Source organism: Kocuria aegyptia, assembly GCF_039530085.1.
GTDB classification, from domain to species: Bacteria; Actinomycetota; Actinomycetes; order Actinomycetales; family Micrococcaceae; genus Kocuria; species Kocuria aegyptia.
In genome coordinates this window covers 115,929-137,370 of sequence record NZ_BAAAOA010000017.1, presented here as the reverse complement: position 1 = coordinate 137,370, position 21,442 = coordinate 115,929, and the positions used below count along the sequence as shown (strand labels likewise).

General features: G+C 72.3%; 15 protein-coding genes and 1 pseudogene. 10 read left to right on the top strand and 6 right to left on the bottom strand.

The genetic code is table 11. The annotated features are described in order from the left end of the window. Positions 1–22 precede the first annotated feature (22 nt). The 10 genes from uvrA to secG all read left to right on the top strand — a co-directional run bounded on the left by uvrA (position 23) and on the right by secG (position 12,811). Positions 23–3,046 (top strand): excinuclease ABC subunit UvrA, encoded by a 3,024-nt coding sequence (uvrA, locus tag ABD220_RS08460; RefSeq protein ID WP_425552536.1) that lies wholly within the window; start codon positions 23–25, stop codon positions 3,044–3,046. Beyond that, complete coding sequence (locus ABD220_RS08455) at positions 3,043–3,738, top strand: HAD hydrolase-like protein (RefSeq protein ID WP_344121584.1); 696 nt, start codon at positions 3,043–3,045, stop codon at positions 3,736–3,738. Before uvrA ends, ABD220_RS08455 begins: the two co-directional genes overlap by 4 nt. 11 nt (positions 3,739–3,749) lie before the next feature. Next, positions 3,750–5,798: an excinuclease ABC subunit UvrC gene (gene uvrC, locus ABD220_RS08450; protein ID WP_344121582.1), complete on the top strand. Its 2,049-nt coding sequence runs from the start codon at positions 3,750–3,752 to the stop codon at positions 5,796–5,798. Positions 5,799–5,968: 170 nt separating this feature from the next. Continuing rightward, positions 5,969–6,895 carry an RNase adapter RapZ gene (gene rapZ / locus ABD220_RS08445; protein WP_344121581.1) on the top strand — a complete coding sequence of 309 codons (927 nt, stop codon included), beginning with the start codon at positions 5,969–5,971 and terminating at the stop codon, positions 6,893–6,895. A gap of 31 nt (positions 6,896–6,926) precedes the next feature. Then, complete coding sequence (locus ABD220_RS08440) at positions 6,927–7,988, top strand: gluconeogenesis factor YvcK family protein (protein WP_344121579.1); 1,062 nt, start codon at positions 6,927–6,929, stop codon at positions 7,986–7,988. Between the two features lie 63 nt (positions 7,989–8,051). Then, entirely contained in the window at positions 8,052–9,032 is a 981-nt protein-coding gene (gene whiA, locus ABD220_RS08435) for a DNA-binding protein WhiA (protein ID WP_344121577.1), read from the top strand. A 245-nt stretch (positions 9,033–9,277) separates the two neighbouring features. After that, entirely contained in the window at positions 9,278–10,282 is a 1,005-nt protein-coding gene (gene gap / locus ABD220_RS08430) for a type I glyceraldehyde-3-phosphate dehydrogenase (protein ID WP_344121576.1), read from the top strand. A gap of 40 nt (positions 10,283–10,322) precedes the next feature. Further along, the gene (locus tag ABD220_RS08425; protein ID WP_344121574.1) at positions 10,323–11,546 is read left to right on the top strand and encodes a phosphoglycerate kinase; all 1,224 of its coding nucleotides are present in this window, start codon (positions 10,323–10,325) and stop codon (positions 11,544–11,546) included. 125 nt (positions 11,547–11,671) lie between these two features. After that, on the top strand, positions 11,672–12,487 hold the full coding sequence (gene tpiA / locus ABD220_RS08420) for a triose-phosphate isomerase (protein ID WP_344121572.1): 816 nt from the start codon (positions 11,672–11,674) through the stop codon (positions 12,485–12,487). Between the two features lie 69 nt (positions 12,488–12,556). Next, entirely contained in the window at positions 12,557–12,811 is a 255-nt protein-coding gene (gene secG, locus ABD220_RS08415) for a preprotein translocase subunit SecG (protein ID WP_344121570.1), read from the top strand. Between the two features lie 125 nt (positions 12,812–12,936). On the opposite strand, the gene pgl is transcribed toward secG, so the two are convergent. The 6 genes and pseudogenes from pgl to tkt form a co-directional block, all read right to left on the bottom strand. Beyond that, positions 12,937–13,686, bottom strand: coding sequence for a 6-phosphogluconolactonase (gene pgl, locus ABD220_RS08410; protein WP_344121568.1), 750 nt, complete (start codon positions 13,684–13,686; stop codon positions 12,937–12,939). Between the two features lie 212 nt (positions 13,687–13,898). Next, positions 13,899–14,801 (bottom strand): annotated as a pseudogene (locus ABD220_RS08405) (glucose-6-phosphate dehydrogenase assembly protein OpcA); the annotation flags it as partial. Continuing rightward, the gene (gene zwf, locus ABD220_RS08400) at positions 14,798–16,309 is read right to left on the bottom strand and encodes a glucose-6-phosphate dehydrogenase (protein ID WP_344121660.1); all 1,512 of its coding nucleotides are present in this window, start codon (positions 16,307–16,309) and stop codon (positions 14,798–14,800) included. The pseudogene ABD220_RS08405 and the gene zwf, both read right to left, overlap by 4 nt. A 158-nt stretch (positions 16,310–16,467) precedes the next feature. Beyond that, the gene (locus ABD220_RS08395) at positions 16,468–18,084 is read right to left on the bottom strand and encodes a glucose-6-phosphate isomerase (protein ID WP_344121566.1); all 1,617 of its coding nucleotides are present in this window, start codon (positions 18,082–18,084) and stop codon (positions 16,468–16,470) included. A gap of 51 nt (positions 18,085–18,135) precedes the next feature. After that, entirely contained in the window at positions 18,136–19,242 is a 1,107-nt protein-coding gene (gene tal / locus ABD220_RS08390; RefSeq protein ID WP_344121564.1) for a transaldolase, read from the bottom strand. Between the two features lie 55 nt (positions 19,243–19,297). Then, positions 19,298–21,439, bottom strand: a complete 2,142-nt coding sequence (gene tkt, locus ABD220_RS08385; RefSeq protein ID WP_344121562.1) for a transketolase — start codon at positions 21,437–21,439, stop codon at positions 19,298–19,300. Positions 21,440–21,442 lie beyond the last annotated feature (3 nt).

The window sequence follows — 21,442 nt, the reverse complement described above, 5'->3', positions numbered from 1 at the left end:
CCCGCCCACGGACCCGGGCCCGATGTCCGGGCCCGGTACTAGAGTGGAGGGCGTGTCTGAGCCGATCCCCACGTCCACCCTGGTCCTGAGCCCGTCGACCGAGCCCTCCGAAGCCCTCGACGGGCCGGTGACCGCCGCCGGCGCCCGGGCCGCGCGCAGGTCCGACCTCACCGAGATCGTGGTGCAGGGCGCTCGCGAGCACAACCTCGACAACGTCTCGCTGACCGTGCCGCGGGACGCCATGGTCGTGTTCACGGGGCTGTCCGGCTCCGGGAAGTCGTCGCTGGCCTTCGACACGATCTTCGCCGAGGGCCAGCGCCGCTACGTCGAGTCCCTGTCCTCCTACGCCCGGATGTTCCTGGGCCGGGTGGACAAGCCGGACGTCGACTTCATCGAGGGCCTGTCCCCGGCGGTGTCCATCGACCAGAAGTCCACCTCCCGCAACCCGCGCTCCACGGTGGGCACGATCACCGAGATCTACGACTACATGCGCCTGCTGTGGGCGCGCGTCGGCCACCCACACTGCCCCGAGTGCGGCGAGGCGATCGAGAAGCAGACCCCGCAGCAGATCGTGGACCAGCTCCTCGAGATGCCGGAGAAGACCCGCTTCCAGGTCCTCGCGCCCGTGGTGCGCGAGCGCAAGGGCGAGTTCGTGGACCTCTTCCAGGAGCTCTCCGCCAAGGGCTTCTCCCGCGCCACCGTGGACGGCGAGACGGTCCAGCTCTCGGACCCGCCCAAGCTCAAGAAGCAGTTCAAGCACACCATCGAGGTGGTCGTGGACCGGCTCGTGGTCAAGGAGGGCATCCGCCAGCGCCTGACCGACTCCGTCGAGACAGCGCTCGGCCTCGCCGAGGGCCGCGTCGTCGTCGAGCTCGTGCCCCGCACGGACGAGGAGATCGCCCACCCGCTGGAGCTGCGCCGCCCGTTCTCCGAGAACCTCGCCTGCCCCAACGAGCACCCCCTGCAGGCCGACGAGATCGAGCCCCGGTCCTTCTCCTTCAACGCCCCCTTCGGCGCGTGCCCGGAGTGCGACGGCATCGGCTCGCGCCTCGAGGTCGACGAGGAGCTCGTGGTCCCCAACCCGGACCTGTCCCTCGTGGAGGGCGCGATCGCCCCGTGGTCGCTCGGCAAGGCCACCAGCGAGTACTGGAACCGCCTGCTCGCCGGGCTGGGCCAGGAGCTCGGCTTCGACCTGGTGACCCCGTGGCGGAAGCTGCCCGCCAAGGCGCGCAAGGCGATCCTCGAGGGCAAGGACTACCAGGTCACCGTGGCCTACCGGAACCGGTTCGGCCGGGAGCGCCGCTACACCCAGGGCTTCGAGGGCGTGATCGGCTACATCAAGCGCAAGCACGCGGAGACGGAGTCCGACAACGCCAAGGACCGCTACGAGCAGTACATGCGCCAGGTCGCCTGCCCGGCCTGCGACGGCGCCCGGCTGAACCCGACCATGCTGGCCGTGACCGTGGGCGGGAAGAACATCGCCGAGACCACCCGCATGCCCATGCGGGAGGCCCACGCGTTCTTCCGGGACCTGGAGCTCAGCACCCGCGAGGCGCGGATCGGCGAGCAGGTGCTCAAGGAGATCCAGGCCCGTCTGACCTTCCTCGTGGACGTGGGCCTGGACTACCTCAACCTCGAGCGCGCCGCCGCGACCCTGTCCGGCGGCGAGGCCCAGCGCATCCGCCTGGCCACCCAGATCGGGGCCGGGCTCGTGGGCGTGCTCTACGTCCTGGACGAGCCCTCGATCGGGCTGCACCAGCGGGACAACCGCCGGCTCATCGGCACTCTCACCAAGCTGCGGGACATGGGCAACACCCTGATCGTGGTCGAGCACGACGAGGACACCATCCGCGAGGCCGACTGGGTCGTGGACGTCGGCCCCGGCGCCGGCGAGCGCGGTGGGCGCGTGGTGCACTCGGGGACCTACGAGGAGCTGCTGGCCAACGAAGGGTCCATCACGGCGGACTACCTCTCCGGCCGCCGGGCCATCCGGGTGCCCGCGCAGCGGCGGGCGATCGACCGCAAGCGGATGCTCAAGGTCGTCGGGGCGCGGGAGAACAACCTGCGCGGCATCGACGTCTCCTTCCCGCTGGGGGTGCTGACCGCCGTGACCGGGGTGTCCGGGTCCGGGAAGTCCACGCTGGTCAACGACATCCTCTACACGGCGCTGGCCAACAAGCTCAACGGGGCCAAGCAGGTCCCCGGCCGGCACAAGCGGATCGACGGCGTGGACCACCTGGACAAAGTGGTCCACGTGGACCAGAGCCCGATCGGCCGGACCCCGCGCTCCAACCCCGCCACGTACACGGGCGTGTTCGACCACATCCGCAAGCTCTTCGCCGAGACCCCGGAGGCCAAGGTGCGCGGCTACCAGGCCGGCCGCTTCTCCTTCAACGTCAAGGGCGGGCGCTGCGAGGCGTGTTCCGGTGACGGCACGATCAAGATCGAGATGAACTTCCTGCCCGACGTCTACGTCCCGTGCGAGGTGTGCAAGGGGGCCCGGTACAACCGGGAGACCCTTGAGGTGCACTACAAGGGGAAGACGATCGCCGAGGTCCTGGAAATGCCCATCGAGGAGGCCGCCGAGTTCTTCAAGGCGTTCGGCCCGATCGCCCGGCACCTCAACACCCTCGTGGACGTCGGTCTGGGCTACGTCCGGCTGGGCCAGCCCGCCACCACCCTGTCCGGCGGTGAGGCCCAGCGCGTGAAGCTGGGCGCGGAGCTGCAGAAGCGCTCCAACGGCCGCTCCATCTACGTACTGGACGAGCCCACCACCGGCCTGCACTTCGAGGACATCCGCAAGCTGCTGCTCGTGCTGCAGGGGCTCGTGGACAAGGGCAACACCGTGATGACCATCGAGCACAACCTGGACGTCATCAAGTCCGCCGACTGGATCGTGGACCTCGGCCCGGACGGCGGCTCCGGCGGCGGCCAGGTGGTGGCCGAGGGCACCCCGGAGCAGGTGGCCCGGAACACGGACAGCCACACCGGCCGGTTCCTCGCCGAGGTCCTCGGCGGGCACGCCACCGCGGAGGCGGCCCGATGACGGCTCCCGTGGTGCTCTGGGACCTCGACGGCACCCTCCTCGACCCGGCCGGGGCCATCACCGGCGGCATCGCCCGGGCCCTGGCCGAGCACGGCCACGCCGTGCCGGAGGACCTGCGCCGGTTCGTGGGCCCGCCCGTGGGCTTCTCCCTGCGGACCTTCACCGACGTCCCGGAGGAGGAGATCCCGCGCGTGGTCGCCTCCTACCGGGCGCGCTACCGCACCGAGGGGCTCGCGCAGACCCGCGTCTACCCCGGGGTGGAGGAGCTCCTGGAGCGCCTGCACCACGCCGGCGTGCGGATGGCCGTGGCCACCCAGAAGCCCGAGCCCACGGCCGAGCTCGCGGTCGAGAAGTTCGGGCTCGGCCGGTGGTTCGAGACGGTCTCGGGGGCCGCCGACGACGCCGCTGCCGCCCCACGCGACGGACTCGCTCACGACAAGCCCGCGATCATCGCCGAGGCGCTGCGGCGGCTGGGCGTGGACGCCCCGGACCCCGCGCGCACGGTGATGATCGGGGACCGCCGCTACGACGCCGAGGGCGCCCTCGCCCATGGGATCGACTGCCTGGGCGTCGCCTGGGGCTTCGCCGACGAGGGCGAGCTGGGGACCGGCTTCGCCGCCGTGGCCCGGGACGCCGCCGAGCTGGGGGAGCTGCTGGCCCGGTACACCGCCCCCGCCCCCACCGGCCGCTAGGGGACCGGACCGTGGCCGACCCGGAGAGCTACCGCCCCGCCCGCCAGGACATCCCCACCGCCCCCGGGGTGTACCGGTTCCGGGACGAGTACGGGCGTGTGGTCTACGTGGGCAAGGCCAAGAACCTGCGCAACCGGCTCAGCTCCTACTTCGCGCCCCCGCACACCCTGAGCCCCAAGACCCGGGCCATGGTCACCACCGCTGCCGGCGTCGAGTGGACCGTGGTGGGCAGCGAGCTGGAGTCCCTGCAGCTCGAGTACACGTGGATCAAGGAGTTCAAGCCCCGGTTCAACATCGCCTACCGAGACGACAAGTCCTACCCCTACCTGGCCGTGACGATGGCCGAGTCCGTGCCCCGCGCCCAGGTGGTGCGGGGAGAGAAGAAGAAGGGCAACCGCTACTTCGGCCCCTACTCCCAGGCCTGGGCGATCCGCGAGACCCTCGACGCCCTGCTGCGTGTCTTCCCCGTCCGGACCTGCTCCAAGGGCGTCTACCGGCGGGCCGAGCAGTCCGGGCGCCCGTGCCTGCTGGGCTACATCGACAAGTGCTCGGCCCCGTGCGTGGGGCGGATCTCCGAGGAGGACCACTACGCCCTCGCGGAGGACCTGTGCCGGTTCATGGCCGGGCACGCGACCCCGTTCATCAAGGAGCTGCAGCGGCAGATGCAGGAGGCCGCCGCGGCCATGGACTTCGAGACCGCCGCCGCGCGCCGGGACGACATCGCCGCCCTGGAGAAGGCCTTCGAGCGCAACGCCGTGGTCCTCTCCGACAGCACCGACGCCGACTTCTTCGCCCTGGCCGAGGACGAGCTCGAGGCCGCCGTGCAGGTCTTCCACGTCCGGGGCGGGCGGATCCGCGGCCAGCGCGGGTGGGTCACCGAGAAGGTGGAGGAGGCCGACGGCGGGCGGCTGCTCGAGCAGCTGCTCGAGCAGGTCTACGGTGACACCGCCGCGGAGGCCGCCGAGAGCGCCCACGCGGCCGCGCCCCCGTCCTCGGGCGGGTCCAAGCACCGGCCCTCCGCGGAGCTCGCCTACCGGGAGGACGCCATCCCCCGCACGGTGCTGCTCTCCGAGCCCGCCGACAGCACCGACCGGCTCGAGGAGTGGCTCTCGGGCCTGCGTGGGTCCCGGGTCTCGATCGCCGTCCCGCAGCGCGGGGAGAAGGCCCACCTCATGGAGACGGTGCAGGAGAACGCCCGGCAGGCCCTGAAGCTGCACAAGTCCCGCCGGGCCGGCGACATCACGACCCGCTCCGCGTCCCTGCAGGAACTGCAGGACGCGCTCGGCATCCCCGTGCCGCTGATGCGCATCGAGTGCTACGACATCTCGCACGTGCAGGGGACCAACGTCGTCGCCTCCATGGTCGTCTTCGAGGACGGGCTGCCCAAGAAGTCGGACTACCGTAAGTTCTCGGTCACCGGCGAGGCCGCCCGGGACGACACCGCCTCCATGTACGACGTCATCTCCCGGCGCTTCCGCCGGCACCTGGAGGAGCAGGCCGAGCGGGAGGCCGCCGGGCCGCGCACCGGACAGGTGGACGCGGGGTCCGAGGCCCCCGAACGGGCCCGCTTCGCCTATCCGCCCAGCCTCGTGGTGGTCGACGGCGGCCCCCCGCAGGTCGCCGCCGCCGCGCGGGCGCTGAGCGACCTCGGGATCGACGACGTCCACGTGGTCGGCCTGGCCAAGCGGCTGGAGGAGGTCTGGGTGCCGGACGACGAGTTCCCCGTGATCCTGCCGCGCGCGAGCCAGGGCCTGTACCTGCTGCAGCGGATCCGCGACGAGGCCCACCGCTTCGCCATCACCTTCCACCGCAAGAAGCGCTCCTCCGCGATGACGGTCTCCGTGCTCGACGAGCTGCCCGGGGTGGGCCCCGCCAAGCAGAAGGCGCTGCTGAAGCACTTCGGCTCCGTCAAGAGGCTCCGGGCGGCCCGGGTGGAGGAGATCGAGCAGGTCCCCGGTTTCGGGCGGACCCTGGCCGAGAAGGTGGCCGCGGCGCTGCAGGCCTCCGACGCCGACGCCGCCCCGGCGGTCAACATGACCACCGGAGAGGTCCTTTCCTGAGCGCGGGCGCGCCGCCGGGATCGCCGCGGCTCCCCGCCGACTTCGTTAGGCTGGGGCGGGACCGCCGCGCGGGCCCGGCCGAGACCGGGGCACCGGGCTCGGCGGCAGCACAGCAGCGGGCACGGACGGACCACCAGGCGCAGGGCAGCACGACGGGAGACGGAGCGGACATGAGCGAGCACACCGCCGGAGCGGACGTCGGGACGGCGGACGGCACGGACCACGCGAAGCCCACCAGCTCGGAGCTGCTCGTCGTGACGGGCATGTCCGGGGCCGGGCGCAGCACGGCCGCGAACGCCCTCGAGGACCTCGGCTGGTACGTGGTCGACAACCTGCCGCCGCAGATGCTGCACACCCTCGCCGACCTCGTCTCCCGCACCCCGCAGGCCCTGCCCAAGCTGGCGGTGGTCATCGACGTGCGCGGCAAGGCCCTGTTCAGCGACATGAAGGAGACGCTCGCCGCCCTCGAGGCCTCCGACGTCGACTTCTCGGTGCTCTTCCTGGACGCCGCCGACGAGGTCCTGGTCTCCCGCTACGAGCACCAGCGCCGGCCCCACCCGCTGCAGGCCGGCGGGCGGATCCTCGACGGCATCCGCGCCGAGCGCGCCCTGCTGACGGACCTGCGGGAGTCGGCCGACGTGGTCCTGGACACCTCCGGGTTCAACGTGCACGCGCTGTCCCGGGCCGTGGCCGACCTGTTCTCCACGAACGGGCCCGTGGTGCTGCGCCTGACCGTGCTCAGCTTCGGCTTCAAGTACGGGGTCCCCGCGGACGCGAACTACGTGGCCGACGTCCGCTTCATCCCCAACCCGCACTGGGTCCCGTCGCTGCGCCCCCGCACCGGCAAGGACGACGAGGTCCGCGACTACGTCTTCCAGGACGAGGGCCCCCGGCAGTTCGTGGACCGGTTCGTCGCCATGCTCGAACCGGTCTTCACGGGTTACCGTACGGAGAACAAGCACTACGCCACCATCGCGATCGGCTGCACGGGCGGGAAGCACCGCTCCGTGGCCGTGAGCGAGGAGGTGGCCCGCAGGCTCGCCAAGCTTCCGCTCGTGACCGTCAACATCCAGCACCGGGACATGGGCCGGGAGTGACCGGCTCGCCCTCACCGCAATTGGACCCCCGATGACCTTTCCTCCCACCGGTGCCTTCCCCCGGCTGCCCCTCAGCAGCGGCGCCGATGCCGACCCCCACCACTCGCCGGACCCCTCCGCCCGGCGGCCCGGCGCCGCCAGCCCGTCCGTGGTCGCCCTCGGCGGCGGGCACGGGCTCTCTGCCAACCTCGCCGCCCTCCGCCGGATCACCCCGGTGCTCACGGCGGTCGTCACGGTGGCCGACGACGGCGGCTCCTCCGGCCGGCTGCGCGACGAGCTCGGGGTCCTGCCCCCGGGGGACCTGCGGATGGCGCTCGCCGCCCTGTGCGACGACTCCGTGTGGGGCCGGACGTGGCGCGACGTCATGCAGCACCGGTTCAGCTCCTCGGAGGGCCGCCCCACGACCCTCGACAACCACGCCCTGGGCAATCTGCTCATCGTCACGCTGTGGGAGCTGCTGGGGGACCCGGTCGCGGGGCTCGAGTGGGCGGGCGCCCTGCTGGGCGCCCGCGGCCGGGTGCTGCCGATGTCCACGCAGCCGCTGGTCATCGCCGGTGACGTCCCCGGCGCCCCGGAGGGCCCGGGAGCACCCGGCCCGGTGCGCACCGTCACCGGTCAGGCCGTCCTGGCCAAGCAGGCCGACGTCTGCAACGTGCGGCTCGTGCCCGCGGACGCCCCCGCCTGCCCGCAGGCGGTCGAGGCGGTCGGGCTCGCCGACTGGGTGATCATGGGACCGGGCTCGTGGCACACCTCCGTGCTGCCGCACCTGCTGCTGCCCGAGCTGCGCGAGGCGATCTGCGGCTCCCGCGCGCGCCGCTGCGTCACCCTGAACCTCTCCCCGGACACCGAGACGCGCGGCAAGACGGCCGCCGACCACCTGCGGGTCCTGCACTCCTACTGCCCCGAGCTGACCCTCGACGTCGTCCTCGCCGATCCCTCGGCGACCGAGGACGGCGCCGACCTCGAGGAGGTCGCCCACGGCCTCGGCGCCGAGGTCTTCTACGCCGACGTCCGGGCCCACCCCGGTACCGCCGTGCACAACACGCTCCGTCTCGCGGCCGCCTACCAGGAGATCTTCGAGCGCCACCGCTGAGCCCCCGCCCGCGCCACCCCACAGACCCCCACACACCCCCAGCATCCCCAGGAAAGGAACCGCGTGGCCCTGACGTCATCGGTGAAGGAAGAACTGTCCCGGCTCGAGATCAAGAGGTCCTCGGAGCGGCGCGCCGAGCTCTCCGCCCTGCTGCGCTTCGCGGGCGGGCTCCACATCGTCTCGGGACGCATCGTCGTCGAGGCGGAGGTGGACCTCGGCGCCACCGCGCGCCGGGTGCGCCGCGCCGTCCACGAGGTCTTCGGCCACGACAGCGAGATCGTGGTCGTCTCCGGCGGGGGACTGCGGCGCGGCAGCTCCTACGTGGTGCGCGTCGTCGAGGACGGCGAGGCCCTCGCCCGCCAGACCGGGCTGCTCGACCCGCGCGGGCGCCCCGTGCGCGGGCTCCCGCCCGCCGTGGTCAACGGGGCCGTGGCCGATGCCGAGGCGGTGCTACGCGGGGCGTTCCTCGCCCACGGCTCCCTCACGGAGCCCGGCCGCTCCGCCGCGATGGAGTTCACCTGCCCCGGCCCCGAGGCGGCCCTCGCGCTCGTGGGCGCGGCCCGCCGGCTCGGCGTGCTCGCGAAGGCCCGCGAGGTGCGCGGCGTGGACCGGGTGGTCGTGCGGGACGGGGACGCGATCGCCGCACTGCTCACCCGGATGGGCGCCCACCAGACGCTCCTCCAGTGGGAGGACCGGCGGATGCGCAAGGAGGTGCGCGCCACGGCCAACCGCCTCGCCAACTTCGACGACGCCAACCTCCGCCGCTCCGCGCAGGCCGCCGTGGCCGCCGGCGCCCGGGTCGAGCGCGCCCTGGAGATCCTCGGGGACGAGGTCCCGGAGCACCTGCGGCAGGCGGGGGAGCTGCGGCTGTCCAACAAGCAGGCCAGCCTCGACGAGCTCGGCCGGCTCGCGGACCCCCCGCTCACCAAGGACGCCGTAGCGGGCCGGATCCGCCGGCTGCTGGCCATGGCCGACCGCCGGGCGGAGGAGCTGAACCTCCCCGGCACCGACGCCGGTGTCACCGCGGAGACCCTGCCCTCCTGAGCGAGGCCGCGCCGGCGCGGTCTCTGCGGGGCCGGCCCTCCGGCGCGGCCCTCCGGGGTCCGCCGGAGGAGTCCCCGACCTTGCCGCGTGGGTTTCCGGGGCTCCCCGTCCTCCGATGTGGTTTTATGTGGTTTTAGCGATGAATCCAGGGTGAATCTTTCATGACCCCAAGACATCCCAGGGATAACCACGTAGAATGGGAGCTGGTTCAACGATCCAGACCCCGACCAACACAGGAGCACCCAGTGACCATTCGAGTGGGCATCAACGGTTTCGGACGCATCGGACGCAACTTCCTCCGCGCGGCGCTCGCGCAGGGCGAGAACATCGAGGTCGTCGCCGTGAACGACCTCACGGACCCGGAGGCCCTGGTCCACCTCTTCAAGTACGACTCCGTCATGGGCCGGTACCCCGGCGAGGTGACCCTCGACGGCGAGACCATGCGCGTCGACGGCCACGAGGTCAGGTTCCTGGCCGAGCCCGACCCCGCCAAGCTGCCGTGGGGCGAGCTCGGCGTGGACGTCGTCGTCGAGTCGACCGGCCGCTTCACCAACGGCTCCAAGGCCAAGGCCCACCTGGACGGCGGAGCCAAGAAGGTGGTCCTGTCCGCCCCCGGCAAGGAGATCGACGGCACGTTCGTGCCCGGCGTCAACCTCGACACCTACGACGCCGCGTCGATGAACATCGTCTCCGCCGCCTCCTGCACCACGAACTGCCTCGCCCCCATGGCGAAGGTCCTCAACGACGCGTTCGGCATCGAGCGCGGTCTGATGACCACCATCCACGCCTACACCGCGGACCAGAACCTGCAGGACGGCCCGCACGGCGACCTGCGCCGTGCCCGTGCCGCGGCCCTGAACATGGTGCCGACCACCACCGGTGCCGCCGCCGCCGTGGGTCTCGTGCTGCCCGAGCTCAAGGGCAAGCTGGACGGCTTCGCCGTGCGCGTCCCCGTGCCCACCGGCTCGGTCGTGGACCTGACCTTCGACGCCCAGCAGGAGGTCTCCGTCGAATCGGTCAACGCCGCCATGAAGGAGGCCGCCGAGGGCCCGATGAAGGGCATCGTCAAGTACACCGAGGACCCCATCGTCTCCTCCGACATCCAAGGCGACAGCATCTCCACGATCTTCGACGCCCCGCTGACGAAGGTCATCGGCAACCAGGTCAAGGTCATCGCCTGGTACGACAACGAGTGGGGTTACACCTCCCGCCTGCTCAACGTCGTCTCCCACGTCGGCGACCAGCTCTGACACCCCGGCCGGGCAGCGCGGCCGGGGTAGGGTGAGTGGCATGGCTCATGCACTTGACGAACTGATCGCCGACGGCGTCACCGGGCGCTGCGTCCTGGTCCGCTCCGACCTCAACGTCCCGCTGGACGGCTTCGCGGTGACCGACGACGGACGCGTCCGCGCGTCCCTGCCGGTCATCGAGAGGCTCGCCCACGCCGGGGCCCGCGTCATCGTGATGGCGCACCTCGGCCGGCCCAAGGGGCAGGTCGACCCGAAGTACTCGATCGCCCCCGCCGGGCAGCGCCTCGCCGACCTGGCCGGAGTTCCGGTCCGGATCGCCACCGACGTCGTCGGGCAGGACGCCCGGGACAAGGCCGCGGCCCTGGCCGACGGAGAGGTGCTCGTGCTCGAGAACGTGCGCTTCGACCCCCGCGAGACCTCGAAGGACGACGCCGAACGCGGCGCCCTCGCGGACGAGCTCGTGGCCCTGACGGGCGAGAACGGGGCCTACGTCGACGACGCCTTCGGCGCGGTGCACCGCAAGCACGCGTCCGTCTACGACATCGCCCTGCGGTTGCCGGCCTACCAGGGCGACCTGGTGAAGCGGGAGCTGGACGTCCTGACCAAGGTCGTCCAGGACCCCGAGCGGCCCTTCGTGGTGGTCATGGGCGGGTCCAAGGTCTCCGACAAGCTCGCGGTGATCGCGAACCTCATCGGCAAGGCCGACTCCCTGCTCATCGGCGGCGGCATGGTCTTCACGTTCCTCGCGGCCCAGGGCCACCGCGTGGGCGGGTCCCTGCTGGAGGAGGACCAGATCGAGACCGTCAAGGGCTACCTGGAGCAGGCCGCCGAGGCGGGCACGGAGATCGTGCTGCCCGTCGACGTCGTCTACGCGAAGGCCTTCGCCGCGGACGCGCCGCACGAGACCCGCCCGGTGGAGGACATCGTGGGCGGCGAGATCGGCGCCTCCGGTCTCGGCCTGGACATCGGCCCGGCCTCGGCGGCGCTGTTCGCCGAGCGGATCAGGGCCGCGCGCACCGTGTTCTGGAACGGGCCCATGGGGGTCTTCGAGATGGACGCGTTCGCCGCGGGCACCCAGGCGGTGGCCGAGGCCATCGTCGCCTCGGACGCCATGAGCGTGATCGGCGGCGGCGACTCCGCCTCGGCCGTGCGCAACCTGGGTTTCCGGGACGACCAGTTCGGGCACATCTCCACCGGCGGCGGCGCGTCGCTGGAGTTCATCGAGGGCAAGGAGCTGCCCGGGGTCGTCGCCCTGGGCGCCTGAGCTGCACGATCCACCACCGCGGAAGGCGCCCCGGAGCCGCACGCCCCGGGGCGCCCTTCCGGCCCCCAGCGCACCACTGCCGAAACGCACGACGAGCGGCGCCCCGCCGCGGACAGGAGTCACCGATGACATCCCAGACCAACGGACAGTTCGACCGCACGCCGCTGATCGCCGGCAACTGGAAGATGAACATGGACCACACCCAGGCGATCACCCTGCTGCAGAAGCTCGCGTGGACCCTGGACGACGCCAAGCACGACTACTCCCGCGCCGAGGTGGCCGTCTTCCCGCCGTTCACCGACCTCCGCTCCGTCCAGAGCCTCGTGGACGGCGACGACCTGCGCGTCGTCTACGGCGCCCAGGACCTCTCCGACCAGGATTCCGGCGCCTACACCGGCGACATCTCCGGCCAGTTCCTCGCCAAGCTCGGCTGCACCTACGTGCTCGTGGGCCACTCCGAGCGCCGCACCATCCACGGCGAGTCCGACGAGCTGTGCAACGCCAAGATCGCCGCTGCCCACCGGCACGGCCTGGTCCCGGTGCTGTGCGTCGGCGAGGGCCTCGAGGTCCGGCAGGCCGGCGAGCACGTCGCCTTCACCCTCGAGCAGCTGCGCGGCTCCATCGCCGGTCTCGAGGCGGACCGGGTGGCCGAGCTCGTGGTGGCCTACGAGCCCGTCTGGGCGATCGGCACCGGCGAGGTCGCCGGCCCGGAGGACGCCCAGGAGATGGCCGCGGCCATCCGCGCCGAGCTCGCCGGGCTCTACGACGCCGAGACCGCGGCCAGGACCCGCATCCTCTACGGCGGGTCCGCGAAGGCCGCCAACGCGGGCTCCATCCTCAAGGGCAAGGACGTGGACGGGGTCCTCGTCGGCGGCGCGAGCCTGGACGCCGAGGAGTTTGCTAGCATTGCCAGGTTCGAGCAGCACCTCGTGACCGACTGATCACGACCCCCTGACCGTCCGCGCCGTCCGGGCGCGGCTGCTCGACGGACACCCCGAGGGAAGGCCCCAGTGGATATTCTGCAGAACGTGCTCCTGGCGATCATCGTGCTCACGAGCCTTCTGGCCGTCCTGCTCGTGCTCCTCAACAAGGGCAAGGGCGGAGGCCTCTCCGACATGTTCGGCGGCGGCATGACCCAGTCCCTCAACACCTCGGGTGTGGCGCAGAAGAATCTGATCCGGCTCACCACCGCCACGGCCGTGGTGTGGGCCCTCTCCATTGCGGCCTACGCGCTGACCATGCGCTTCGCCGCGGCGGCCGTCTGAGCCGACCGCTCCCCGGACGACCCCGGGTTCCCAGGCCGGCCACGACGTCCCGTGGCCGGCCGGGAACCCGGGGTCGTCCGCGTCGGCGCCGCGTGTCGCCGGGGGGCGACCGCGCGGCCGGGCCCTCAGCCGGGCAGGCAGTCGTCCGTCACGAGCAGCAGTGTCTCCTCGGTCCCGCGCACCCCGGCGCCGGGCGTGCGCTCGAGCGGGGCGCCGGCGCGCACGGCCGCGACCGCCCCGGCCTTGTCCGCCCCGGCCACGAGGAACCAGACCCGCCGCGCGCTGTTGATCATCGGCAGCGTCATGGTCACCCGCACCGGCGGGGGCTTGGGGGAGTCCTGCACCCCGAGCACGGTGGCGTCATCCTCGTGCACGTGCGGGCGCCCCGGGAACAGGGAGGCCACGTGGCCGTCGGGCCCCAGGCCCAGCAGCGCGAGGTCGAACCGGGGGAAGGCCGCCGCCCGGTGCTCCGCGTCGGCGGCCGCGGCGAGCTCGCGCCGGTAGTCGAACGCGGCGTCCTCGGCGGTGCCGAAGTCGTCGGCGCTGCCCATGCAGTGCACCCGGTCCGGGTTCAGGACCAGGGCCCCGTCCACGGCCTCGGCGGCCTGGACGCAGTTGCGCTCGGCGCTGTCGCCGGCCACGAAGCGCTCGTCCGACCACCACACGTCGACCCGCGACCAGTCGACCTCGTCCCGGCGGGGGGAGGCGGCCACGGCCGCGAGCACCGCGGTGCCCATGCTCCCGCCGGTCAGCACGACGCTCGCCTCCCCGCGCTCGTCCTGCGCCGCCACGACCACGTCGAGGACCCGCTCCGCGGACTCCGCGGCGAGCGACTCCTTGTCCGGATGGGCGACGGTCTCCAGCTCGGCGCTCATGCGTGGTCCTCTCCGGGGGTCGGGACGGCCGCTCCGGCGGCCGGGGTCTCGGCGGTCTGCAGCTCCGGGGGCCCGGCGGCCGGGTCCGGGGCGGCGTCGGACGCCGGGGGCTCCGGGTCCGGGCGGCCCCTGCCGTGCTCGGCCAGGAACCGTGCGGCGCCGAAGGTGAGCTCGCCGGTGGTGTCCACGATCTGCGCGACCCGCACGTCCCGCAGGCCGGTCGTGATGACCTCGCCGTAGACCTCGTCCGGGTCCAGCCGCCGGAGCTCCTCGGCGATGCAGGCGTTGAGGTCCCGCACGGGCATCGCGATCTGCTGGTCGGGCTGGCCCGGCTGCCGCAGCATTGCCACGGACCGGCCCGGGCGCTCGAGCACGATCTCGCCGTCGTCCCGGACGAGGGTCACCTTGTCCAGGCGGCGGGGCCCGGGGTTGTTGACCAGCGTCACCTCGGCGTCGAACCGGGTGCCCAGCCACGTGCCCAGCAGCACCACGCTGGGAGAGCGGCCGCAGCCCTCGACGACGACCTCGCGCACGGGCGCGGGCTCCGCCTGGTCCAGGACCGCGGCCAGCTGGATGCGCCAGTTGGTCACCCGTGTCCACGCGAGGTCCGTGTCGCCGGGCACGTACCGGGAGCTGAGCTCCGCGAGCGCCTCGAAGGCGTCGTCGCTGCGCGCGGAGTCCGTGATCCGCCGGTGGGCGATCCCGGCGATCGACGACGTGTGGATCGAGGGCGGCGGCACCGTGTGCGCCCACCAGGCGACGATCGGTGCGTCGGGCAGCAGCAGCGCCGAGAACAGGGTCTCGGTGGGCTCGGCCAGTTCCCCGTAGCCGTGCAGCACGATGACCTCGGAGGCACCCGCGTCACCGCCCATGCGCAGCTGCGCGTCGAGCCGGGTGCTCTCGGCCTGGGAGTGCGCCACGTGCACGATGATCCGGCACGGGTGCTCGTGGCTCGCGAAGTTCGCGGCCTCCAGGGCGGCCTCGGAGTGCCCGGCCTGCGCGATGATCACGAGCGTGAGGACCCGGCCCAGCGTCACGACGCCGTGCTGGTCCCTCAGCTGGTTCAGCTTCTTGTCGATGGCCGAGGTGGTGGTGTTCTCCATCGAAACGATCACGGTCGCCTCCAGACGCGTCCGTCGCGGGCCAGCAGCTCGTCGGCGGCGGCGGGTCCCCAGGACCCCGGCGCGTACGGCTCCGGCATGATCTCCTGCTCCGCCCAGCACTCCTCGAAGGGGTCGAGGATGCGCCAGGACAGCTCGACCTCCTCGTGGTCCGGGAACAGCGGTGGTTCCCCGAGCAGCACGTCGAGGATCAGGCGCTCGTAGGCCTCCGGGCTGGACTCGGTGAACGAGTGGCCGTAGCCGAAGTCCATGGTCACGTCCCGGATCTCCGACTGCGTCCCGGGCACCTTGGAGCCGAGCCGGATGGTGACGCCCTCGTCGGGCTGGATCCGGATCACGATGACGTTCTGTCCCAGGTCCTCGTGGCCGTTGTCCCCGAACAGCAGGTTGGGCGAGTTCTTGAACTGCACCGCGATCTCGGTCACCCGCCGGCCCAGGCGCTTGCCCGCCCGCAGGTAGAACGGCACGCCCGCCCACCGGCGGTTGTTGATGTCCACGCGCAGCGCCGCGTAGGTCTCGGTCCGGGAGTCGGCGGGGATGTCCTGCTCCTCGAGGAAGGCCCGTACGCGCTCACCGCCCTGCAGCCCGGACTCGTACTGGCCCAGCGCCGAGTGCGCCGCCAGGTCCTCGGGGACGACGACGGAGGCCAGCACCTTCGCCTTCTCCGCGCGCATGTGGTGGGCCTGGAAGGACAGCGGCTCCTCCATGGCGGTGAGGGCCAGCAGCTGCAGCAGGTGGTTCTGGATGACGTCGCGGGCCGCGCCCACGCCGTCGTAGTAGCCGGCGCGGGAGCCGATGCCGATGTCCTCCGCCATGGTGATCTGCACGTGGTCCACGAACTGCGCGTTCCACAGCGGCTCGAACATCTGGTTCGCGAAGCGCAGCGCCAGGATGTTCTGCACCGTCTCCTTGCCCAGGTAGTGGTCGATCCGGAACACCGAGTCCGCCGGGAACACCCGCTCGACGATGGCGTTGAGCTCCGCCGCGGAGTCGAGGTCGTGGCCGAAGGGCTTCTCGATGACCACGCGGCGCCACCCCGAGGCGTTCTCGTGCTGGGCCAGGCCGTGGTCGGCGAGCTGCTGGCAGACCGTCTCGAACGCCTTGGGCGGGATCGAGAGGTAGAACGCGTGGTTGCCGCGCGTCCCGGAGTGCACGTCGAGCTCCTTGAGGGTCGACTTGAGCGCCTCGTAGGCCTTGTCCTCGTCGAACTCCCCGCGCACGAACCGGACGCCGGAGGCGAACTGGCGCCACACGTCCTCCTGGAACGGGGTGCGGGCGTGGGCCTCGACGGACTCGCGCACCACCTCCCGGAACTGCTCGTGCGACCAGTCGCGGCGGCCGAAGCCGACGAGCGCGAAGGACGGCGGCAGCAGCCCCCGGTTGACGAGGTCGTACATCGCCGGCAGCAGCTTCTTCTTCGCGAGGTCTCCCGTCACGCCGAAGAGCACGAGCGCCGACGGGGCGGCGACCCGGACGAGCCGCCTGTCCCTCGGGTCCCGCAGGGGATTGCGGGCGTTGTTGTCTGGCAACGGAACTCCTTCACGTCTCTGCGGGGCCGAGGCGCCCACGGTCCTGCACACGCAACGGTCGGCGCGGGAAGTCCCGCGCCGACCGTGGCGTGCTCCCATTCTAGGTCAGCGGTCCGGTCGCGCCGACCGGGTCAGCCGCCGAGGGCGTCGACGGCCTGCCGCAGCCGGGCCACGCCCTCGGCGCGGTCCGCGAGCCGCAGCCGCAGCACCGGCCGCCCGTGGTCGGCGAGGACCTGGGCGTCGCCGTCGGCCTGGGCCGAGATGAGCTCGCCGAAGCTGAACGGGCTGTCGGGGATGTCGAGGTCCGTCTCCGAGGCGGCGGTGATCTGCAGGTACACGCCCTCCGCCGGTCCGCCCTTGTGGTACTGGCCGGTGGAGTGCAGGAACCGCGGCCCCCACCCGAAGGTCACGGGCCGGCCGGTGGCGCGGGCGAGGACCGGGCGGACGCTCTCCAGCTCCGCCCACGCGAGCCGGTCGAAGTACGCCTGCACGGACAGGTACCCGGTCTCCGGCAGCTGCGCGAGCAGCCTGCCCAGCGCGTCCTCGACCGTCTGCGCCCCGTCGAGCAGCTCCTGCGCCCCGCGGATCTCCACGGGACCGTCCACCACGTCCGCGGCCGTGGGCTGCGGCTTGTCCTCGAGCAGGGCGCGGGTGGCGTTCTTGGCGGACTCCACGTCGGGCTGGTCGTACGGGTTGATGCCGAGCAGCCGCCCGGCGGCCGCGGTGGCGACCTCCCACAGCATGAGCTGGGCGCCCAGGGAGCCGGAGACCCGCACGACGTCGCCCTCGGGGGCCTGCTCCTCGTCCACGCCGACGAGCTCCACGACGAGGACGTCGGCCGCTCCCGAGGAGGCCTCCGGGGCGTCACCGGCGCCGACGACGACGGGCAGCACGCCCTTGCCCTCCTTGCCGGTGGACTCCGCGATCAGCTGCTCCGCCCAGTCGGCGAACCCCGCGATCCCCGAGCCCAGGTCCCGGAAGACGAGCTTGTTCCGCAGCGGCTGCGTCCCGCCGAGCGCCGCGCCCAGGTGCAGGCCGGGGTTGTCCTCGGCGTCCTCGCGCAGCACCTCGCCGGCTTCGTCGGCGTCGTCGAGCAGGGCCCCGACGTCCACCCCGGCCAGGCCGGAGGGGACCAGACCGAAGGCGGTCAGCGCGGAGAAGCGCCCGCCGACGGTCGGGTCGGCGGTGAAGACCCGGCGGTAGCCGGCCTCCCGCGCGGACGCCTCCATGGGGGAGCCGGGGTCGGTGACCACCACGATGCGCGAGGCGGCGTCGATGCCCGCGTCCTCGAAGGCCCGGGCAAAGACCCGGCGCGCCGAGTCGGTCTCCACGGTGGAGCCGGACTTCGAGGAGACCACGATCGCGGTGTGCTCGAGGCGGTCGGCGAGGGCCGCGCCCACCATCTCCGGGTCCGTGGAGTCGAGCACGAACAGCTCGACCCCGGCGGTCCGGGTGATCACCTCGGGGGCGAGGGAGGACCCGCCCATGCCCGCGAGCACGAACCGGTCCACGCCCTCGGCCGCGAACTCCTCGCGCAGGGCGGTGATCTCGGCGACGAGCGGGCGGGAGACCTCGGCGGCCTCGACCCAGCCCAGCCGCTTGGCGGACTCCTCCTCGGCCGCGGGCCCCCACAGGGTGGGCTCCTGGGCGAAGAGCTTCGAGGCGAACCTGTCACCCACCAGCGCGGGCACGTGCCGGTCGACGGCCTCGCGGGCCGCGCCGGAGGTCTGGACGGACAGGGAGCTCATGGGTTCTCCTTCGGGTCGGGCAGCACGGACGGAACTCGGGTCGGGACGGGCTCAGCGGGCGTTGTCGAGGGCGGCGCGCACGGTGTCCAGCAGCTCCGCCCAGGAGTCCTCGAACTTGGTGAGGCCCTCCGCCTCGAGCTTCTCCACGACCTCGTCGTAGGAGATCCCCACGCCGGCGATCCGGTCCAGGAGCTCGTTGGACTCCGCGTAGGTGCCCGTGACGGTGTCCCCGGTGACCTCGGCGTGGTCGAACGTGGCCTCGAGGGTCTTCTCCGGCATGGTGTTGACGGTGTTCGGGGCGACCAGTCCGGTGACGTACAGGGTGTCCGGCAGGGCCGGGTCCTTCACCCCGGTGGAGGCCCACAGCGGGCGCTGCGGGTTCGCCCCGGCCGCTGCCAGCCGCTCCCAGCGCTCGGTGGTCAGGGAGTCCTCGTGGATCTGGTAGGCGAGCCGGGCGTTGGCCAGGCCGGCCTGGCTCTTCAGCTCCTTGGCCTCGTCCGTGCCGATCGCGTCCAGGCGCTTGTCGACCTCGGAGTCCACCCGGGAGACGAAGAAGGAGGCCACGGAGTGGATGCCGGCCAGGTCCTTGCCGTTCTCCAGGGCCTGTTCCAGGCCCAGCAGGTAGGCGTTGATGACCGCGCGGTAGCGCTCGAGGGAGAAGATCAGCGTCACGTTGACGGAGATCCCCTCGGCGATGGTCGCGGTGATCGAGGGCAGGCCCGCCTCGGTGGCGGGGATCTTGATCAGCGCGTTGTCCCGGTCGATGGTCCGGGACAGACGCTGGGCCATGGCCGCGGTGGCGTCCGCGTCCTGGGCCAGGCGCGGGTCCACCTCGATGGACACCCGCCCGTCCACGCCCTGGGTCGCCTCGGCGATGGGGGCGAACAGGTCGCAGGCCTCGCGCACGTCGTCGGTGGTGATGGCCAGCACGGCCTCGTCCACGTCCGTGCCGGCCGCGGCCAGCTCCTTGACCTGCTCCTCGTAGGCGTCGTGGGCGGCCAGCGCGGCGGCGAAGATCGTCGGGTTCGTGGTCACGCCCACGACGTCCTTCTCGTCGATCAGCCGCTGCAGCCCGCCGGAGCTCAGGCGTTCGCGGGAGAGGTCGTCGAGCCAGATCGAGACGCCGGCGTCGGAGAGCTTCTTGGTGGGGGTGGTCATGTTCGTGTCAGTCCTCGTGCTCGGGGGAAAGTGGTCGGTCGGTGCGCACCGTGGCTCAGCGGCTCACGGAGGCGGCGGCCTGCGCGGCGCTGAGGGATTCCCGGGCGGCGGCGGTGACGGCCTCGGCCGTGATGCCGAACTCGCGGTAGAGGGTCTCGTAGTCGGCGGACTCCCCGAAGTGCTCCAGGGACACGGCCCGCCCGGCGTCGCCGAGCAGGTCCCGCCAGGACATCGCGATCCCGGCCTCCACGGACACCCGCGCCCGCACGGCCGCCGGCAGCACGGACTCGCGGTACTCGGCGTCCTGGGCGTCGAACCACTCCCGGCACGGCATGGACACCACGCGCGCGGCCACCCCCTGCTCCGCCAGCTGCGCCCGGGCCGCCACGGCGAGGGAGACCTCCGAGCCGGTGCCGATCAGGATCACGTCCGGGTCCTTGCCCTCGGGCGCGTCGGCGAGGACGTAGCCGCCGCGGGCGACCCCCTCGGCGGAGGCGAACTTCTCGCCGTCGGCGTCCGGGTGCAGGTCCACCCGGGCGAAGGTGGGCACGTTCTGGCGGGTCAGGGCGATCCCGGCCGGGCCGTGCCGGTTCTCCAGCATCGTCCGCCACGCGATCGCGGTCTCGTTGGCATCGGCCGGGCGTACCACGTCCAGGCCCGGGATCGCCCGCAGCGAGGACAGCTGCTCTACCGGCTGGTGGGTGGGCCCGTCCTCGCCGAGGCCGATGGAGTCGTGGGTCCAGACGTAGATCGAGGGGACCTTCATCAGCGCGCCCAGGCGCACGGCCGGGCGCTGGTAGTCGGAGAAGATCAGGAACGTGCCGGAGAACGCCCTCGTCTGGGAAGACATGGTGATGCCGTTGACGATCGCGGCCGCGGCGTGCTCGCGGATCCCGAAGTGCAGCACCCGCCCGTAGGGGTTGCCGGTCCACTTGTTCGTGGAGCGGGCCTCGGGGATGAAGGAGGCCGCGGACTCGATGGTGGTGTTGTTCGACCCGGCCAGGTCGGCCGACCCGCCCCACAGCTCCGGGAAGGTCTCGGCGATCGCGTTGATCACCTTGCCCGAGGCCGACCGGGTGGCCACGTCCTTGCCGGCTTCGAAGACCGGGAACGCCTCGGCATAGTCCTCGGGCAGCTCCTCGGCCCGGATCCGGTCGTAGAGGCGCGCCCGCTCCGGGTTCGCCTCCCGCCACGCGGCGAAGTCCTGCTCCCACTCCTCGCGAACGGCCTTCATCCGGTCCTGGATCCCGCGGGTGTGGGCGAAGACCTCGTCCTCGACCTGGAAGGACTGCTCGGGGTCGAAGCCGAGGATCTCCTTGGTGGCGGCAACCTCCTCGGCCCCGAGCTTGGAGCCGTGGATGGCCCCGGTGTTCTGCTTGCCCGGGGCCGGCCAGCCGATGATCGTGCGCAGGGCGATCAGCGAGGGCTTGGTGGTCTCGGCCTTGGCGGCCAGGATCGCCGCGTGGAGCTCCTCCACGTCCTCGACGTAGTCCCCGGTCTTCGTCCAGTCGACCCGGGCCACGTCCCAGCCGTAGGCCTCGTAGCGCTTGAGGACGTCCTCGGTGAACGCCACGTCGGTGTCGTCCTCGATGGAGATGTGGTTCTGGTCGTAGATCACCACGAGGTTGCCCAGCTCCTGCACCCCGGCCAGCGAGGACGCCTCGGAGGTCACGCCCTCCTGGAGGTCCCCGTCGGAGGCGATCACGTAGACCGTGTGGTCGAAGACGGAGGTGCCGGGGGCCGCGTCGGGGTCGAACAGGCCGCGGGTGTAGCGCTGGGCGTAGGCGAACCCGACGGCCGAGGCCAGGCCCTGGCCCAACGGCCCCGTGGTGATCTCCACCCCGGTGGTGTGCCGGTACTCCGGGTGCCCCGGGGTCTTCGAGCCCCAGGTGCGCAGGGACTCGATGTCCTCCAGCTCCATGCCGTAGCCGGACAGGAACAGCTGCAGGTACAGGGTCAGGGAGGTGTGCCCGGGGGAGAGGACGAACCGGTCCCGGCCCGTCCACCGGTCATCACGCGGGTCGTGGCGCATCACCTTCTGGAACAGCAAGTACGCCGCCGGGGCCAGGCTCATCGCGGTGCCCGGGTGGCCGTTGCCCACCTTCTCCACCGCGTCCGCGGCCAGCACCCGCACCGTGTCCACGGCGCGCCGGTCCAGTTCGGTCCAGGTCAGTTTCTGATCGAGTTCGGTCGTCAAGAT

What these genes read in the sequence shown, in the direction of transcription:
- uvrA (WP_425552536.1), top strand. Translation starts at nt 23, where the DNA reads ATGTCCGGGCCCGGTACTAGAGTGGAGGGCGTGTCTGAGCCGATCCCC.
- ABD220_RS08455 (WP_344121584.1), top strand. Translation starts at nt 3,043, where the DNA reads ATGACGGCTCCCGTGGTGCTCTGGGACCTCGACGGCACCCTCCTCGAC.
- rapZ (WP_344121581.1), top strand. Translation starts at nt 5,969, where the DNA reads ATGAGCGAGCACACCGCCGGAGCGGACGTCGGGACGGCGGACGGCACG.
- ABD220_RS08440 (WP_344121579.1), top strand. Translation starts at nt 6,927, where the DNA reads ATGACCTTTCCTCCCACCGGTGCCTTCCCCCGGCTGCCCCTCAGCAGC.
- ABD220_RS08425 (WP_344121574.1), top strand. Translation starts at nt 10,323, where the DNA reads ATGGCTCATGCACTTGACGAACTGATCGCCGACGGCGTCACCGGGCGC.
- tpiA (WP_344121572.1), top strand. Translation starts at nt 11,672, where the DNA reads ATGACATCCCAGACCAACGGACAGTTCGACCGCACGCCGCTGATCGCC.
- pgl (WP_344121568.1), bottom strand. Translation starts at nt 13,686, where the DNA reads ATGAGCGCCGAGCTGGAGACCGTCGCCCATCCGGACAAGGAGTCGCTC.
- ABD220_RS08395 (WP_344121566.1), bottom strand. Translation starts at nt 18,084, where the DNA reads ATGAGCTCCCTGTCCGTCCAGACCTCCGGCGCGGCCCGCGAGGCCGTC.
- tal (WP_344121564.1), bottom strand. Translation starts at nt 19,242, where the DNA reads ATGACCACCCCCACCAAGAAGCTCTCCGACGCCGGCGTCTCGATCTGG.